Here is a 14,997-nt window from a genome sequence, read left to right as displayed (position 1 = left end):
CCTTTCCACTCCTTCGTCAGGTGATTACTGGACGCCCGCCTTCACCGTGATCTCACTGTATTTCTCCAATACTTCACGAATCTCGGTTTGCAGTTCCTTCGTCGGCAGATCCATTGGCAGACGCAATGTTGGGTTGATTTTTCCCATCATGCCCATCGCCGCTTTTAACGGAGCCGGATTCGTATCTTTAAAGAGGACATCGTTGAGGGGCATCAGCTCGTAGTGAAGATCCTGCGCCCGTTTCCCATCTCCCTTAAACCAGGCATCGTGCATTTCGGCCACTTTGCCAGGCACGACGTTGGCTGTGGCACAGATCGACCCGGCACCGCCAATGGTCAGCATCGGGTAACACAGCAGCTCAATCCCGGAAAACAGCAGAAAATCCCGGCCACAGTTTAACAGCACACGGTTGACATGTTCAAAATCCTTATTGGATTCCTTGACCCCGATGATATTGGGACAATCTTCATTCAGCCTGGCGAGGGTTTTCACTTCCATATTGACTGCGGTACGTCCCGGAATGTTGTAGATGATGATGGGAATATCCACTGCGGCGGCAACCTTTTTAAAATGTTGATAAAGGGCGTGCTGGGAGGGTTTATTGTAATAGGGGACGATCACCAGTGCCGCATCTGCCCCGATCTCCTGTGCCTTCTTAGTCAGATACAGGGTTTCTTCATGATTGGTTGAACCCGTTCCTGGAACAAAGGGCACTCTCCCCTTCACTGCTTTGGCGGCGGTTTCCATCACTTGCACCCGCTCTTCCCGGGTGAGTGAGCTCGGCTCTCCCGTCGTCCCCGTCACGGAGATCCCATGGCTTCCGCTTTCGATGTGCCAGTGGATCAGCGACTCCAAAGTATGGAAGTCAATGGATCCGCTTTCATTAAAGGGGGTGACAATCGGCGCCACCGAACCGCGGAGACGTTGTTTCACTTCTTGGATATCCAAATCCTTCACTCCCTGAATGTTGATCCTGTTCTTCAATTCCAATATAACAGAATCATCAGATATACCGGAAATATCTAATTCATCGCTTTTACATATCGAAAATATATACTATTGAGCAACGGAAGCCTTCCCTTTTTGTCGCTTCATTTTCACACCCGTTGCCAGGCTCACCAGGATGAAGACCGCCGTTGAAGCCGGCAAAGCATAAATCAGTGGGTCGATGTGAGTCATGGGAAAGCCGAGCAACGCTTCCTTCCCGAAAAGTGCACGGGATAATCCGAAGGCCGCCGCCTCCTTTTCATGAAAAAACAGAAAGCCTAATACACTCACCGCAAAACCGACCACCACACTCGCATTGGCACCGGCTCGGGATGCCTTTTTCCAATAAAGCGCGCCGAGCAACGCTGGCAAAAAACCAGCGGCGCAAATACCAAACCAGAAAGCTGTAGATTGGGCAATCACTCCCCCTGGCAGAATATAAGCTAAGATCACTGCTGCCGCCATCCCAATCACCACACCTAACCGAGAGAGACTCACTTTGCCCTTCCCGATGCCCCATGTTTTTAAGATATCTTCACTGAAGGAAGCGGCCTGAACATGGATCAAGGAGCTGATTGTTGAAATGGCCGCCGATATGACTGTCAGTGTAAACAGATAAATAAACCAGACCGGCATCATGTGATTAATCAATGTTGGGATCACCAGATCTACATTGTTGCCCACCGCTTGGATGGCGATCTCTCCTTGTGTCTCGTAAAAAAACAGATTGCTGAGGGGCCCGATCATATAAGCGGCGCCAGTCATGAAGAATATAAAAATACCTCCGACCAAGACGGAACGATAGAGGGAACGATCATCCTTCACCGTCATCGACCTCATCACCAGTTGCGGTTGGGCCAACACCCCGATACCCACCCCCATAATCAGAGTGCTCACCACCGTCCACCACAAGGGGGATCCCCCCTCCGGCATCGCGGTCCAACCCCGGTGACCTTGTTCCACGAGGGATTCAGGAATAAGCGGTTTCAACTCGGTTAAACTGCTGTGTCCTGCGACCACTCCGCCCACCTGCTGATAAGTTCCAAACAACAGCATGATCATCATGACCAGCATGACCAGCGCAGCAAAGGCATCGGTGTACATTACTGCTTTCAGCCCACACCACTAAATACATAGAAACCGACAATTATAGCTAATACCAGCAGAGCAATATTAAAATCAATCCCCAATGTTTCCTGCAGAAATCTTCCCCCACCGATCAAAACAATACTGGTATAGGCGGGCATGAACAGAAAGATCATGGCCCCTGAAAACACCGTGATAGATGTAGAGTCATACCTTTTTCCCAAAAAGGAGGAGAAGGTGTAGGCATTCAGATCGGCAGAGAGTTTGCGAATCCGTGTCCCCAGCACGGCAAAGGCCACAAAAATCCCCAAAACAATGTTTAAGAAGGCCAACCATAAAAGAGAGAAGCCATATTGTGAAGCCACCCCACCAAAACCGATCAATGAAGAAGTGCTGATAAAGGTTGCCCCGTATGACAGGGACATTACCACTGGGTGGACATTGCGTCCCGCTAATAAATAATCGGCTTCCGTCTGCGTCTGTTTATATCCGTAGTAAGCCAAGCCAGACATGATGGCAAAATAGACGAGGATAATGGAAATCAAAACGGTCAGATTCACTTTGAACCGTCTCCCCCCTTATTCCAAGCGATGGCTCCGAAAAGAACACAACCGACAGCCGACAACACCGTGCCAACCCAAACCAATGTAATCACCGGATCCTCCATCCCCAGCAACAAAGCACTCCCCCCTACATTCAGTTCATTCCGAATTGTTCCGAGCCTAGAGTCACTCTTTTTTTCACTTGCCCTTTAAAGTCTACCACGTGATATAATATCTGAAAAATATGTATTTTATCTCTCTTCTATATTCAAAGGATATCGATGATGTCTATGAATGGGGGAAGAGCATTGGATTTAAAACAATTGCGCTACTTTGTCACCATCGCTCAGGAAGGACAGGTGACGCGCGCAGCTAAAAAGCTTCATATGGCGCAACCACCCCTCAGCCAATCCCTTAAAATGCTGGAAAATGAGATCGGTACGCCGTTACTGGAACGAAACCGACGAAAGATGGAATTGACGGAAGCCGGCAAAACCCTGTATTTAAAAGCACAAGCCCTGTTACATCAATTTGAGGAGACCCTTTCAGAGGTAAAGGAAATCGGGCAAGGTCTCCGCGGGATGTTATCTGTCGGATGCGTCAAATCCTGTTTCGCATATATTCCGGAGCGGGTTCAATTCTTTCGGAAAGAGTATCCCCAGGTCACCTTTGAGTTCAGAGAAGGTGATTCTTTTCAACTGGCTCAGTACTTGGAAAATAGGGATATTGAGCTGGCCATTGTCCGACTGCCCCTGGCGATGAACCATTTCGCTTACCTCCCATTGCCCAATGAAAAATATGTGGCTGTCTTGCCTGAATCCTGGATCTCTCCGACACAAAAACAGATCCCGATGGAGGATCTGGCCCAAATGCCATTGTTGCTCCTGCACCGAATCAGTGGCGTCGGGCAATATGAGATCATCGTGGATCAATTTCGAGCACAGGGATTTGAACCCCAGGTGGTTTGCGAGTGTCCCGATGCCACCATGCTCCTTTCCCTCGTTAACGCTGGGGTCGGTGTCACTTTACTGCCGAAATCCACACTGTTTATGTTCCTCACCAAAGGAGTGAAGGTATTGGAAATTCAAGAGACTGAAATCACCTCTGAATCTGCAGTGATATGGCTCAAGGACCGCCACCTCTCCAAAAGCGCCCTCCGCTTTATCGAGACCTTTGAATGCTCTTGGAAATGAAAAAGGGATCACAAAAAAATCCGGCGACTCTTTCTATGGAAAGAGTCGCCGGATCATATTTTCTTGCTTAGAGGATGAATGGTAGTAAAGGTACCCTTAAGTGTGCCCCGAAAGAGGTACTTCCAACGATTGTGATAGATGGTTGGGAGTCTCAGCAAAAGCGAAAAAACTGAACATCATGGCCACTGGCTTTCTTGGCCCACACCTCTTCTATGACACGAATTCCTGCGTTAAATCCCCCAGTTTATCGAGATATACAGCCTTGTTGCGGTATTCAAAAATGGGGCTAGTCCGAGATACGTGTAGTATTTACCTTTAGAGTGGAAATAAATCAAAAAGCTGATCCTTCAAGGCTAGGATCAGCTTTTTCATGCTCTCATCCCTTATAAACATCCCCACGGTTTCCGATCACTTTTATATGAACGATTTGCTCTGAGTAATCCACTTCGTAAACGGCTCGGTATGTACCCATCCGGAGCCGATAAAGGCCGGGCTGTCCTTTCATCGGCTTGATATCCCCCTCCGGCGGAGTCTTCTCCAACCCCTCCAGCGCCTGAATGATCCGTTTTTGTGTCGGGCGATCCTGCTTGGCAAGGAACTTGGATGCCGGCCGTTTCAACTCAACCTTATAACTTGAGCTCACGCTTTAAATCCTTCAGAGAGACGGTTTCCTCATCATCACTGTCGAACTGCTCCTGTTCCTCTTGGTTAAAGGGAACATCTTCCGGCTCTAACTGGTCAATGTGGTGGTAAGGATTCCGCTGATTCTGCTGTCGGTCGATCAAGTAGCGAAGAAAGTCGTATGCGCTTTTTTTGTCTTGCTCACGCAAGCGATCCACAAGCCTGTGAAGATCTTCTTTCCCGATACTCAACAGGGATCCCTCCATTTGGCTCCAAAAGTCCGATAATGTTTCAGATAAGCTAAAAATATCATGTCCGATAAATGTGAGTCAAATTTCAAGGCGGGAAAATAAGTGAGGCGCTTAAGTTATTTCATCAAAAGCATCTATGCGATTCAACAAAAGACCTTGGCCCCTTTGGGACCCAGGTCTGCTTGTTTCATTTCAGATATCATACACTCTCAACTCAAAGGGTTCTTCCACGTACAGCTCCGTCTTTGCGCCGGTGACGTCTTCCAACCGTAGGATGCAGGGCTCGCCTAGGAAGTCCCTTCCTTCCACTAGTGTAAAGGTGATCTCCCGGTGGCGCTCCGGTGCTTCCCGGTCGCTGTCAAAGACGAGGGTCATTTCATTGGAGATCCGTTCCTCCCCTTTGTAAAAAGCCGCTCGCAGATGGCGGGGACGGAACTCTCGGGACACCTTCTGTTCCTGGAAAAAGAGGACGTGAAACTGGTAGTGAGTGATCACCTTGGAGCGCATCGCCACCCGGACATCCACATAGGCTTCCTCCTTTTTCCGCCCTTGGCCGTGAATCTCCCGATATTGGATCACGGGAACCACTACTTCCTGAGGCATCGCCCCACCGTGGACAAACTTCATTCCACCTCCCGCTTTGAAATGGTTCAATCCCTTGGCCACCACTGCCTCCAGATCGAGATCCAAATAATCGAGAGAGACACGTTAGGACCCTGCAGGCGTCGTCAAATCGCGACCGAGGGCAAAACGGCGGTGTTACTCGGTCACTTTCCCCTCCACCCGCTCAGCCAACCGGTCTGCTTTCACTGGAGAGTGCTGATACAAAAACCCGTGATCCGCGGTGATGAAGATCCGCTTCCCACCGAAGGTACCGGTCAGTTTGCTCACCACGCGTTCCAGTTCTTGGATCGCCTGCTGAACGTCGTCAAAGGTGTAGGTCTCCGTCACCTGCTGATCTCCAGTAGCATCGGCCCGATTGTGATACAGATAGACTACCCGCCGCCCCCGAATCGATGATTTAGTTCATGAACTGGGGGTCTCCGCGGTACCATTCGCAAAGATTTAGCCCACACAGAGGAGGTTATCCAGGAGTACAAGATCCGCCTGATCCGTCAGGTTATGGCCTGTGTCTGAAAGCGGATGAGTTCCAGTGGCGCCAGGCTGCCTCGGCTTATCCAATCCCTGAACCCTCTGGGAGAGATTTTGAATAAAGGATTCGGCATTCGGGGACTGATCCCTAATAATGAAGCCATCGTCGGAGTCACCGTCAAAACATTGGGTCAACAGACAGCGATTATCATGAGCCTCGGCTTTGTATTCAATCTGTTGATCGCCAGATTTACGCCTTTCAAATATGTGTTCCTGACCGGTCATCATGCTTTCTTCATGGCTTGCCTTTTGTCCCTGGTGCTGTCCACAGCACAAATCAGCGGAATGACAGCGATTCTGATCGGTTCGCTCATTCTGGGATTATTGATGGCTGTCATGCCTGCCTTGGCCCAACCCTTTGTTCGAAAAATCACCGGAGATAATAATCTGGCGATCGGACACTTTGGCACCTTTGGTTACATTTCTGCAGGCTTGATAGGAAAATGGCTCGGAAATCCTAAGAAGTCGACGGAAGATATCAAGTTGCCGCAAGGGCTCGGCTTTCTGCGGGACACCACGGTTTCCACTGCCTTGACCATGATCCTGGTCTATCTGGTCGTCGTGCTGGCCGCAGGACCTGACGTGACCGCCAAAGTAGCGGAAGGCCAAAATTATGTGATGTTCGCTCTGATGCAAGCCTTGATGTTTGCAGCGGGTCTCTACGTCATCCTAGCGGGGGTACGGATGATGTTGGCGGAAATTGTTCCCGCATTCCAGGGCATCGCCGAAAAATTGGTTCCCGATGCCAAACCGGCACTGGATTGTCCGGTAATGTTCAATTTCGCTCCCACTGCCGTCATTCTCGGTTTCTTATGCAGTTTCCTCGGAGGTTTGATCGGACTGGGCATTCTGGGGGCGATCGGAGCCCCCCTGATCATTCCGGGACTGGTTCCTCACTTCTTTACCGGTGCCACTGCCGGAGTTTTCGGTAACGCCACCGGCGGCAGAAGAGGGGCGATCCTGGGGGCGATCGTCAACGGACTCTTAATTAGCTTTCTGCCAGCTCTACTGCTTCCCATTCTCGGAGATCTAGGCTTCGAAAACACCACCTTTGGCGACACCGACTTCGGCGTGGTGGGGCTCCTCTTGGGCTACATTCTCCGGTTGTTTTAGATAATGAGCACCAAACCCCCGGCTCCCATTCAACTGGGAAGCCGGGGGTTTCATTTAGGTTCTATCTCGTTGGGTAGAAGAGCCAGTACCTTTCCACCACTCTAAATCAGAGGGAATCCAGGGCCTGGGAGATCGGGGTATTCCCGGTCAGCAGGTCGAAGGTGCGGCGGTAAGTAGGCTCTTTCTGCAGAGATTTCACAATCACGGCAGCGACGTCAGCGCGGGGAATCTCCCCGTAGGTTTCTTGATTTTTTGGAATCAATATGGTTCCCTTTCCCGAGTCGTCGGTCAAGTGGCCGGGACGGATGATGGTGTAATTGAGGCCACTGGCCCGCAACCGTTCATCGGCACGGTTTTTAGCCACAAAATAGTGTCTCATTTTATCGGGACCCTGCTCCGGCCGATCCGCCATCATCGAGCTGACCATGATAAAACGCTCTACACCCTGGGCGACACCCGCATCGATTGTTTTGAAGGCGCCGTCCAGGTCGACCAGAAGCGTTTTATCCCCTCCGGTATGGCCACCGGAACCCGCTGTAAAGACGATGGCTTCACATCCTGCCACAGCGTGATCCACGGTTTTTTCCAGATCCGCCACCACGACCTCATCGGCACCCAACTTCTCCATATCCGGCTGTTGTTCTTCATTGCGGATCACCGCACGTACCTGATGATCGCTTTTTCCCAGCAGTCGAACGAGATGTCTACCAATTTTTCCGTTGGCACCGATCACGGTTACTTTCATCTGAATCCCTCCTATTGGATGATGAGATGGAATTAACGACTTCCCTTGAAGATCTCAGACACCAGTTCAAAGGAGTGCAGGCGGGCGGCATGATCAAAAATCGCGGCATTGATCATTATTTCATCCGCCTGGGTTTCATCTAATAATTGTTGCAAGCCTTCTTTAACCGTCTGGGGAGCTCCGATCACGGAGCCGGCCAACTGTCTGGTGACGGCTGCCTGCTCATATTCGTTCCAGATGGCATCTATATCCTCTACCGGCGGTTGCAAGGGTTCTGGCCGGTTCCGCACCATACTGATAAACTGCTGCAGCATCGAAGTGCTCAACCGATGAGCCTCCTCTTCCTCATCCGCTGCGATCACATTGATTCCAATCATCGCGTGGGGCTCATCCAATACCTCTGAGGGCTGGAAGTTTTCCCGATAGAGGCGAAGAGCCGGCACGGTGTATTCGGGGGAAAAGTGGCTGGCAAAAGCGAAGGGCAATCCCAGCTCCGCAGCTAATCGGGCACTGAAATCGCTAGAGCCCAACAACCAGATCGGGAGGTCCGATCCCTCCCCAGGAAAAGCCCGTACCGGGTTTTTCCCAGCGAAATAACCCCGTAATTCTGCTAACAACTCAGGGAAAAATTGACCACTGCTCCTGCCGTCCCGGCGCAGAGCCCGTGCCGTCAGTTGATCCGTCCCCGGCGCCCGTCCGAGACCGAGATCGATCCGACCGGGAAACAGGGATTCCAAGGTTCCAAACTGTTCTGCGATCATCAAGGGAGCATGATTGGGCAACATGATCCCACCGGAACCCACCCGGATTTTTTCCGTTTCCGCTGCTACCCGCCCGATCACGACGGATGTCGCTGCACTGGCGACCCCTGGCATGTTGTGGTGTTCAGCCACCCAGTAACGGGTATATCCCCAGTTTTCCGCATGACGGGCTAAATCCAAGGTGTTTTGCAGAGATTGAGCAGGTGTGCCTCCCTGGATAATCGGGGAAAGATCGAGTACCGAATAAGGGATCTCCTGGATTGTCTTTCTATCTTGGCTCAATCGTTTCAACTTCTTTCTTCTGATGATGGAATCAGGCTCATCCGATGGATAAAGCCTGAAACAGTCCCACAAGTCTTATTATGAAACAATAGACTCCGAAATAAAAGGTGTGAACTTTGTCCCACTTTGTCCTGTTCGCGACTTGGATTTTCATCATCCGATTCCGGATCCGAGCAGTGAAATGTATCAAAAGCTGCACCAATTCATAGTGAAAGAATTCGTTCTTCAATAAATGAAAGCGCTGTCATATAATTTCCTATGAACCATCGCCACCCCGATAGGAGGTAAATCATGCATTTAACATCACGGTCTTATCAATTGATTTGCATGATTTTAGAATCGCGGGGTCCTGTCCGGATTAAAGAGTTAGCCCGGGAATTGCAGGTGAGTGAGCGAACCGTGAAATATGATCTGGAATCGGTTCGCTCTTGGTTGCAACAGCATCAGGTCCAACTGCAATCTCAGCCGAATAAAGGGATCTGGATTGACAAGGACATCCACGACCCAAACCGATTGCAAAACCTTTTAATGAATCCCGAAAGAGTCGATCTCCTCCTCCATCCGCAAGAAAGGATGCAACAGCTACTGTTGGTACTATTGTTACGAGATGATCCAATCAAAATCAAGGATTTGGCGAAAAAACTGAATGTCAGCAGAAATACTGTGGTGACCGATCTGTCCATGGCAGAAAGCTTTCTGGAAAACTGGAATGTGATTGTGGAACGCAGTCGGTCCGGCATTCAGTTGACCGCAACGGAAATCAACCGACGTTTGGTATTGGAAAATATTCTGCAAGAAATACTTAGCGGACGCTATATGTTTGAGATCGTCCAGGGGATCATTCAGGGCAATGAGGTTCCCTTGAAGGTGGCCTGGGTCATGGAAAAATTCCGTTTGTCCCACCAGGATATTCGGTCTCTCTTCCAAGCGGTCAAAGAGATGGCGGAAAAATCGGAAAAACACGCAGGGATGGGCTTTACAGATCAGGCGATCATCGGAACTTGCATTCGACTCTGGATTGCGATCCACCGTCTGCGTTCCCATCGTTCAGTCCTGCTGGAGGCCAACGAAATTGTCGGGCTAAAAAAATTGCAACTATTCCGTGTTTATGAGGAAATACTTGCCGATCTGTCCAAGCAATTGGGTGTAGTAGAGATGACTGAGCATGAAGTAAGTTTTATCTGCTGGCATGGGATCCGACTCATCCAGCCCATTGGGAAAAACGGGACCCTCAGCGATTTTTATTCCTTTACATTGGAATTGATTTCTCAGGTCAGCCTGCAAACCCATATCGAATTTCGCGGAGATGTCCATTTGAAAGAGCACTTGCTGGTGCACTTGACAGAGAAATTATCAAAATACCAGCCTGATGTGGCGGATCCCAATCCTCTCATCTCCGATATCATCCGTTCGGATCCAGATATGTTCCAAGCGGTGAAGCAAGCTTGTCACGAGGTTTTTTCCAAACTGGGTATTCATTTCGCCGATTCGGATATCGGATATATCGCCCTTCATTTTCTCGCTTCACTGAAGCGGATGCAGGACAAAAGGGAGTTTAAAGCGCTGGTGGTATGCGGAACCGGTAGGGGAACCTCACAATTCTTAAAAACTATCTTGGAACATGAAATTCGACATCTCCAAGTCATCGGCTGCTGCTCCGCGCTGGGGTTGGAAAACCAGCTTCAGTCCCTGAACCCGGATCTGCTCATCAGTGTGGTCCAGGTAAAGGCAAAGGTGCCCGTCGTGGTGGTTCACAGCATTCCTACCCCAGAAGACCTCGATTCCATACAGAAGGTCATTACCCAACTTCGTTCCCATCCCCTCCGAAAAAAAACCTCTCTCTCCCTGCCCTCCCCTCCCTCGTCAATGGAAGAGTTCACCGAGGAAGTGATCTGTAAAGGATTTGAACTCAGCCGGGAGATCCTGTCAGAAATGAAGGAGGATCTAAACGAGCAAAGAGCAGAAGCGTTGACTTTACATCTGATGTTGATGGCCAATCGAGTCGCCTGCGGTTCCACTTACGACGTGGCCGGTGTGGAGGATTCACCCTTGACTGTCAAACCCTCCACACCCCTTCGCACTAAATTGGAGCGGATTTTGCGAGAAAAAAATTTCGTCCTTCCCGAGAGTGAAATCAATTCCATTCTTTGTTACTTCATGTGAAGAAAGGAGGAGGGAATGATGGATCTTTTGATCCAAAATGGAACCCTTCTGGATCCTTCCCAACACCTTCAGGGGGTTCGGGACATCGGGGTGAATCAGGGGAAAATTGTAGGTTTATTCCCTCCGGGTACAATCCCGTCAGCATCGGCCAAGGAGCGAATCGATGCTACCAGCTGCTGGGTCACTCCGGGACTGATCGACCTCCATGTTCATGTATTTGAGCATCGCACCTCACTGGGAATCCGCGCTGATCGCATCGGGGTGGCACAAGGGGTGGCCACGGTTGTGGATGCCGGAAGCACGGGATCCCGCGATTTTTCATCCTTTCTTACAGAGGTCGTGGAGGGCAACCACACCCAAGTGCTGCTATGGATCAACATCGCTTCCCAAGGACTGTGTGATGGGCTTTCTGAGCTGGCCGACCTGAGTCAACTGAAGCTGGAGGAGACAGAGGCACGGATCCGGCAATACCCGCTGATTCGGGGGATCAAGGCTCGGATCAGCCGTTCGGTGGTGAAGGAAAGCGGATTAAAACCTTTGCACCTTGCCAAGGAACTGGCACGAAAAATGAAACTCCCTCTGATGGTCCATATCGGAAATGGTCCCCCGCAACTGGGGGAAATCCTGGATCTTTTAGATGAAGGGGACGTGGTGACCCATGCTTTTCATGGAAAACCCGGCGAGATCTTGGATAGGAATGGAGAGCTAATCCCGGAAGCGAACCGGGCATTACAGAGGGGCGTACGGTTGGACGTTGGCCATGGAAGCTCCAGTTTCAGCTTTCGCACCCTGAAGAGAGCCAAGGAACTTCACATCCCCTTTCATTCGATCAGTAGTGATCTGTATCGCCAGAACTTCGACGGTCCCGTATTCAGCTTGGTGACGACGATGAACAAATTTTTAGCCCTTGGATTCTCCTTAGAGGAGGTGGTAGAAGCATCTACCCGGATGCCTGCAAAGATATTGGGCTTAGCCGACGAAATCGGAACATTAAAAGAACAAACCGTCGCTGACCTTACCATTCTCCAAATGATTTCTCGTCCCCTACCCCTGCTCGATTCCGAAAATGAAAAGCTGGTGGGAAACCCCCAATTAAATGCACTCTACACGATCCGATCGGGAAAGGTTTGGAAGCATGATGGATGATCTGATTCGGGAAATTTCTAAGCAACAACCCATGTCAGCACAAGAAAAGAATGAATTAAAAACGTTATTGAGCAATGTTCAAGCACAGACCGAGACGATGCCCTTTCTTCTTTCCAAGGAACGCTGGCTGGCGGTGGGTGTGCACCTGTTGGCCTGGATCCGGCGAATGGAGAAAGGTGAATCTCTCCCCCCCTTGGAACAGGAGCTATGGGATCAGATCAGCGAAGAAATGAAAGAGCTCAGCCGACAGATTCTGCTCTCTTATGGAAAAAACAAGGGGCGGAAGATTGACAATACCGAAATCATGCTGCTTGCCATTCATTTGGCAACAGCAGCAGCGGAACCATCCTAAAAGGAGGAATGAAAATGGAAGGAAAAGTGAAAGTAGTCATCGGAGACCGATTGGGAAAAGGGCAGCACGTGGCCAAAGGTGTGGAGGCAGCAGGTGGAATCCCCATTCAGATTCCAGGGATCGGTGCAGATATGAAGGTAGGGGACTATATGCAGAAAGAGGAAGCGGACTTCGGCATTTCCTTCTGCGGTAGCGGGGGTGCCGGGGCATTATCCGCGAAGACCAAATACCAATATCCCGTAGAGTATGGCCTTCGTTCGATTGATGCCGGGATTACCGCCCTGCGGGAAGGCAAAAAAGTGATCGGCTTTGGATTCATGGATACAGAGGAGCTGGGGAGACGGCTCACGGAAGAATATATAAAAATCCAGGGCTGTTGATTAACCAGAAAATAGGCGACAGAAGGGAGTCGTGTGCTGCCAAAGCGACCTTTGCGCCATGGGCACTACAATCCAAGGGAGCTGAAGCTCTAGATTAAGGTAGCCAACCTACCCAGCGGAAAATCTGGAGAGAGGGCGTTTAGGGGCAACATCTTCCCTGTGTTGCTTCCGTAAGGTTTTGCCCCTGCCCGATCGGAAGATTTGGAGCGACCAGCTTTCACATCCTTGCCGGATGGCAACCGGAGCGTGGTAGAACACGATCTCCCCACCCAAAATATAGTTAATAAACACGCCTGATAAAATTCATAGGGGGTTAAAGAATGTATCAATCCCAGGTTCACACGTTGACGTTAAGCGGAGTCGCTGAAACGAAAGAAACGGCTTTCAGTCAAATCTTTTCACAGATCAAAAATAAAATCGCCCAAGAGATCCCTGGGATCCCTGTGCGGATCGAACCGCAAAACGTGGAGGTGATTGAGGCTAGAGAAACAGTGTACACCGAGCGTTTTCTGGGGATTTTCTTTCCCAGACAACGGACCCGTTATGAGATTAAAGCGAAAATCACCCTCCGATTGCAATGGATCGACCCTGCAAAAATTGACTTTGCCAGGGAAGAACGGCATTTGACCCGAACTCAGCATCTCTTGCGCATGGAGTGAAGTCATACTTTAGGAGGCTTTGTATGGAACCCCTGATCATTATTTTGGAATCCATCATTATCGGGGCCTTGGTCGGATTTGGCGTCGGTGCCGGAGCGGCCAGGATGTTCCACGCACCGACGGTACAAGGAATGGGTTCATTCCGTACCTTAGGGGAATTGAATGCCTGTGAAGGGGACTCGATTTCACACTTTTCCTTCGGGTTAGGATTTTTGTTTAATTCATGGGCCTCTGTGGTCGGTGCAGGCGCCCTCACCCAAGACGTAGGGCACCGGATTATTCCCAACTGGGCAGCCGCTACATTGCTATGGAGAAATAAAAAAGTGGAGCAAACCTTGCACAATCCCAAAAAAATGGCCCTCGCAGGCGCAATCGTTGGGATGATCGTAGTGGCGATCATGAACTCCACTGCCGCTTCCATTCCTGATTCGATGCGGAATGTTGCCACAGAAGTGCTCGTTCCCGCTGCCGAATGGTTAATCAACCCCATCATGCCGATTGTATTTTGGATCGCAGCCATGGATGCTGGAAAACGTACCGGGGTATGGGGGACGGTTCTGGGCGGGTTGGCCCACTTGGTCATGGGAAACGCAGTCCCAGGCATCGTACTCGGGATTTTGATCGGAAAAGGCGTCGACGACAGCGGTTGGAACCGCATTACGAAAACCCTCGTCACAGCCGTGATCTTGCTGTTTCTCCTCAGCGGCTTCTTCCGCGGTTTCGATGTGGAACTGTTACACAGTATTCAAGTGGATATACCCCAATGGCTGATCGATCTCCACAAGTTCGTGGGTTCGGAGGTGAAGTGACATGGAAGTGCAGACGAAAGGTTTTTGGTATTCGGAGAGCGCTTTTGTTCTGTTTGTTGCTTGCCTCGCTGCCGGGATTTTTGCAGGAACCCATATGTATTATGTTTACCATGTCGGTGCGTTTAACGAAATCGCGATTGTGGCCTTGTTGGAAGCCGGAATCAAAGGGGGAAGTTATGGTGCCGCCGCAGCCTTTGGTGCTAGCTTCTTATTCGCCCGCATTCTGGAGGGCCCATTGGTGGGAATTTTGGACATTGGGGGTGCCTTGCAAACCGGTGTCGGAATTGGGATTCCTGCGTTAATGTTGGCCGCCGGGTTAACGGCTCCACTCACCTCCTTCCCCCTCGCTCTGTTGACAGGAGCGGCCATCGGTGCGGCCATCGGCTTGGTCATTCTCTTGATTCGCAAATACACCATCCACTCTGCCAATTCCACCTTCGGTTCCGATGTGATGATGGGGCTGGCAATTCGGCGGGCCGCTATCTGGGCCCCCTGATCGTCATCGCTGCAGCGATGGCATCCATCCCCGTAGGGATCGGAGCCACGGCGGGGGCGGCCCTCTTTTACGCTTATAAGAAGCCGATCACCGGCGGCGCCATTTTGGGTGCCATGATCATGGGATTGTTTTTCCCCATCCAAAAATAGCCTAGAACCAAGTTTTCGTTGAAAGGAGGGCCTGTATCTGCCCGCTACTTCCCGGGGAATGTAGGTGAAGCCCGATATTGTGAATTCGAGTTTTCGTGGTAAACAAAAGA

Annotated in this window: 15 protein-coding genes and 3 pseudogenes; 9 read left to right on the top strand and 9 right to left on the bottom strand. The window is 50.5% G+C overall.

Features of this window, described 5'->3' with window-relative positions:
- Positions 1-24: 24 nt before the first annotated feature.
- The 4 genes from hpaI to JOD24_RS00985 all read right to left on the bottom strand — a co-directional run bounded on the left by hpaI (position 25) and on the right by JOD24_RS00985 (position 2,752).
- A complete protein-coding gene (gene hpaI, locus JOD24_RS01000; RefSeq protein ID WP_380162393.1) occupies positions 25-948 on the bottom strand; it encodes a 2,4-dihydroxyhept-2-ene-1,7-dioic acid aldolase in 924 nt (307 codons plus the stop codon).
- A 108-nt stretch (positions 949-1,056) separates the two neighbouring features.
- Entirely contained in the window at positions 1,057-2,091 is a 1,035-nt protein-coding gene (locus JOD24_RS00995) for a sodium:solute symporter family transporter (RefSeq protein ID WP_429246142.1), read from the bottom strand.
- An 8-nt stretch (positions 2,092-2,099) separates the two neighbouring features.
- The gene (locus tag JOD24_RS00990; RefSeq protein ID WP_429246141.1) at positions 2,100-2,633 is read right to left on the bottom strand and encodes a sodium:solute symporter family transporter; all 534 of its coding nucleotides are present in this window, start codon (positions 2,631-2,633) and stop codon (positions 2,100-2,102) included.
- Positions 2,630-2,752, bottom strand: a complete 123-nt coding sequence (locus tag JOD24_RS00985; RefSeq protein ID WP_380162389.1) for a symporter small accessory protein — start codon at positions 2,750-2,752, stop codon at positions 2,630-2,632. Before JOD24_RS00985 ends, JOD24_RS00990 begins: the two co-directional genes overlap by 4 nt.
- A gap of 171 nt (positions 2,753-2,923) precedes the next feature.
- Here JOD24_RS00985 and JOD24_RS00980 point away from each other — a divergent pair, with 171 nt between their 5' ends.
- A complete protein-coding gene (locus tag JOD24_RS00980) occupies positions 2,924-3,808 on the top strand; it encodes a LysR family transcriptional regulator (RefSeq protein WP_380162387.1) in 885 nt (294 codons plus the stop codon).
- Positions 3,809-4,184: 376 nt separating this feature from the next.
- On the opposite strand, the gene JOD24_RS00975 is transcribed toward JOD24_RS00980, so the two are convergent.
- The 3 genes and pseudogenes from JOD24_RS00975 to JOD24_RS16080 form a co-directional block, all read right to left on the bottom strand.
- Positions 4,185-4,451, bottom strand: a complete 267-nt coding sequence (locus JOD24_RS00975; protein WP_380162385.1) for a type II toxin-antitoxin system RelE family toxin — start codon at positions 4,449-4,451, stop codon at positions 4,185-4,187.
- On the bottom strand, positions 4,435-4,680 hold the full coding sequence (locus JOD24_RS00970) for a hypothetical protein (protein WP_380162383.1): 246 nt from the start codon (positions 4,678-4,680) through the stop codon (positions 4,435-4,437). Before JOD24_RS00970 ends, JOD24_RS00975 begins: the two co-directional genes overlap by 17 nt.
- Before the next feature lie 192 nt (positions 4,681-4,872).
- Positions 4,873-5,694 (bottom strand): annotated as a pseudogene (locus JOD24_RS16080) (PglZ domain-containing protein).
- Positions 5,695-5,853: 159 nt separating this feature from the next.
- Between JOD24_RS16080 and ulaA the strand changes: the two are divergent.
- Positions 5,854-6,945 (top strand): annotated as a pseudogene (ulaA, locus tag JOD24_RS00955) (PTS ascorbate transporter subunit IIC); the annotation flags it as partial.
- Between the two features lie 106 nt (positions 6,946-7,051).
- Here the strand turns inward: ulaA and JOD24_RS00950 are convergent.
- Positions 7,052-7,690, bottom strand: coding sequence for an SDR family oxidoreductase (locus JOD24_RS00950; protein WP_380162356.1), 639 nt, complete (start codon positions 7,688-7,690; stop codon positions 7,052-7,054).
- Positions 7,691-7,722: 32 nt separating this feature from the next.
- A complete protein-coding gene (locus tag JOD24_RS00945) occupies positions 7,723-8,742 on the bottom strand; it encodes an LLM class flavin-dependent oxidoreductase (RefSeq protein WP_429246140.1) in 1,020 nt (339 codons plus the stop codon).
- A 282-nt stretch (positions 8,743-9,024) separates the two neighbouring features.
- On the opposite strand from JOD24_RS00945, the gene JOD24_RS00940 reads away from it, so the two are divergent.
- The 7 genes and pseudogenes from JOD24_RS00940 to JOD24_RS00910 all read left to right on the top strand — a co-directional run bounded on the left by JOD24_RS00940 (position 9,025) and on the right by JOD24_RS00910 (position 14,887).
- Positions 9,025-10,896, top strand: coding sequence for a BglG family transcription antiterminator (locus JOD24_RS00940; RefSeq protein ID WP_380162352.1), 1,872 nt, complete (start codon positions 9,025-9,027; stop codon positions 10,894-10,896).
- Between the two features lie 18 nt (positions 10,897-10,914).
- Complete coding sequence (locus tag JOD24_RS00935) at positions 10,915-12,042, top strand: amidohydrolase/deacetylase family metallohydrolase (protein ID WP_380162350.1); 1,128 nt, start codon at positions 10,915-10,917, stop codon at positions 12,040-12,042.
- Positions 12,035-12,394, top strand: coding sequence for a hypothetical protein (locus JOD24_RS00930; protein WP_380162348.1), 360 nt, complete (start codon positions 12,035-12,037; stop codon positions 12,392-12,394). The genes JOD24_RS00935 and JOD24_RS00930 overlap by 8 nt, the downstream gene beginning before the upstream one ends.
- Positions 12,395-12,408: 14 nt before the next feature.
- Complete coding sequence (locus JOD24_RS00925; protein ID WP_429246139.1) at positions 12,409-12,774, top strand: SFCGS family glycine-rich protein; 366 nt, start codon at positions 12,409-12,411, stop codon at positions 12,772-12,774.
- A 320-nt stretch (positions 12,775-13,094) separates the two neighbouring features.
- Positions 13,095-13,433 carry a DUF4312 family protein gene (locus JOD24_RS00920; RefSeq protein ID WP_429246138.1) on the top strand — a complete coding sequence of 113 codons (339 nt, stop codon included), beginning with the start codon at positions 13,095-13,097 and terminating at the stop codon, positions 13,431-13,433.
- A 23-nt stretch (positions 13,434-13,456) separates the two neighbouring features.
- Positions 13,457-14,242 carry a DUF4311 domain-containing protein gene (locus JOD24_RS00915; RefSeq protein ID WP_429246137.1) on the top strand — a complete coding sequence of 262 codons (786 nt, stop codon included), beginning with the start codon at positions 13,457-13,459 and terminating at the stop codon, positions 14,240-14,242.
- A 1-nt stretch (position 14,243) separates the two neighbouring features.
- Positions 14,244-14,887 (top strand): annotated as a pseudogene (locus JOD24_RS00910) (DUF4310 family protein).
- Positions 14,888-14,997 lie beyond the last annotated feature (110 nt).

The organism is Kroppenstedtia sanguinis, assembly GCF_050433445.1.
In the GTDB taxonomy this organism is placed as follows: domain Bacteria; phylum Bacillota; class Bacilli; order Thermoactinomycetales; family DSM-45169; genus Kroppenstedtia; species Kroppenstedtia sanguinis.
Note: the sequence above shows the minus strand (reverse complement) of the source record. Positions and strands in the feature narration are given on the sequence as shown.

Bases quoted from the DNA above. Each gene is read 5' to 3' on its own strand.
- JOD24_RS00995 (WP_429246142.1), bottom strand. From the start codon at position 2,091: ATGTACACCGATGCCTTTGCTGCGCTGGTCATGCTGGTCATGATGATC.
- JOD24_RS00950 (WP_380162356.1), bottom strand. From the start codon at position 7,690: ATGAAAGTAACCGTGATCGGTGCCAACGGAAAAATTGGTAGACATCTC.
- JOD24_RS00940 (WP_380162352.1), top strand. From the start codon at position 9,025: ATGCATTTAACATCACGGTCTTATCAATTGATTTGCATGATTTTAGAA.
- JOD24_RS00935 (WP_380162350.1), top strand. From the start codon at position 10,915: ATGGATCTTTTGATCCAAAATGGAACCCTTCTGGATCCTTCCCAACAC.
- JOD24_RS00930 (WP_380162348.1), top strand. From the start codon at position 12,035: ATGGATGATCTGATTCGGGAAATTTCTAAGCAACAACCCATGTCAGCA.
- JOD24_RS00925 (WP_429246139.1), top strand. From the start codon at position 12,409: ATGGAAGGAAAAGTGAAAGTAGTCATCGGAGACCGATTGGGAAAAGGG.
- JOD24_RS00920 (WP_429246138.1), top strand. From the start codon at position 13,095: ATGTATCAATCCCAGGTTCACACGTTGACGTTAAGCGGAGTCGCTGAA.
- JOD24_RS00915 (WP_429246137.1), top strand. From the start codon at position 13,457: ATGGAACCCCTGATCATTATTTTGGAATCCATCATTATCGGGGCCTTG.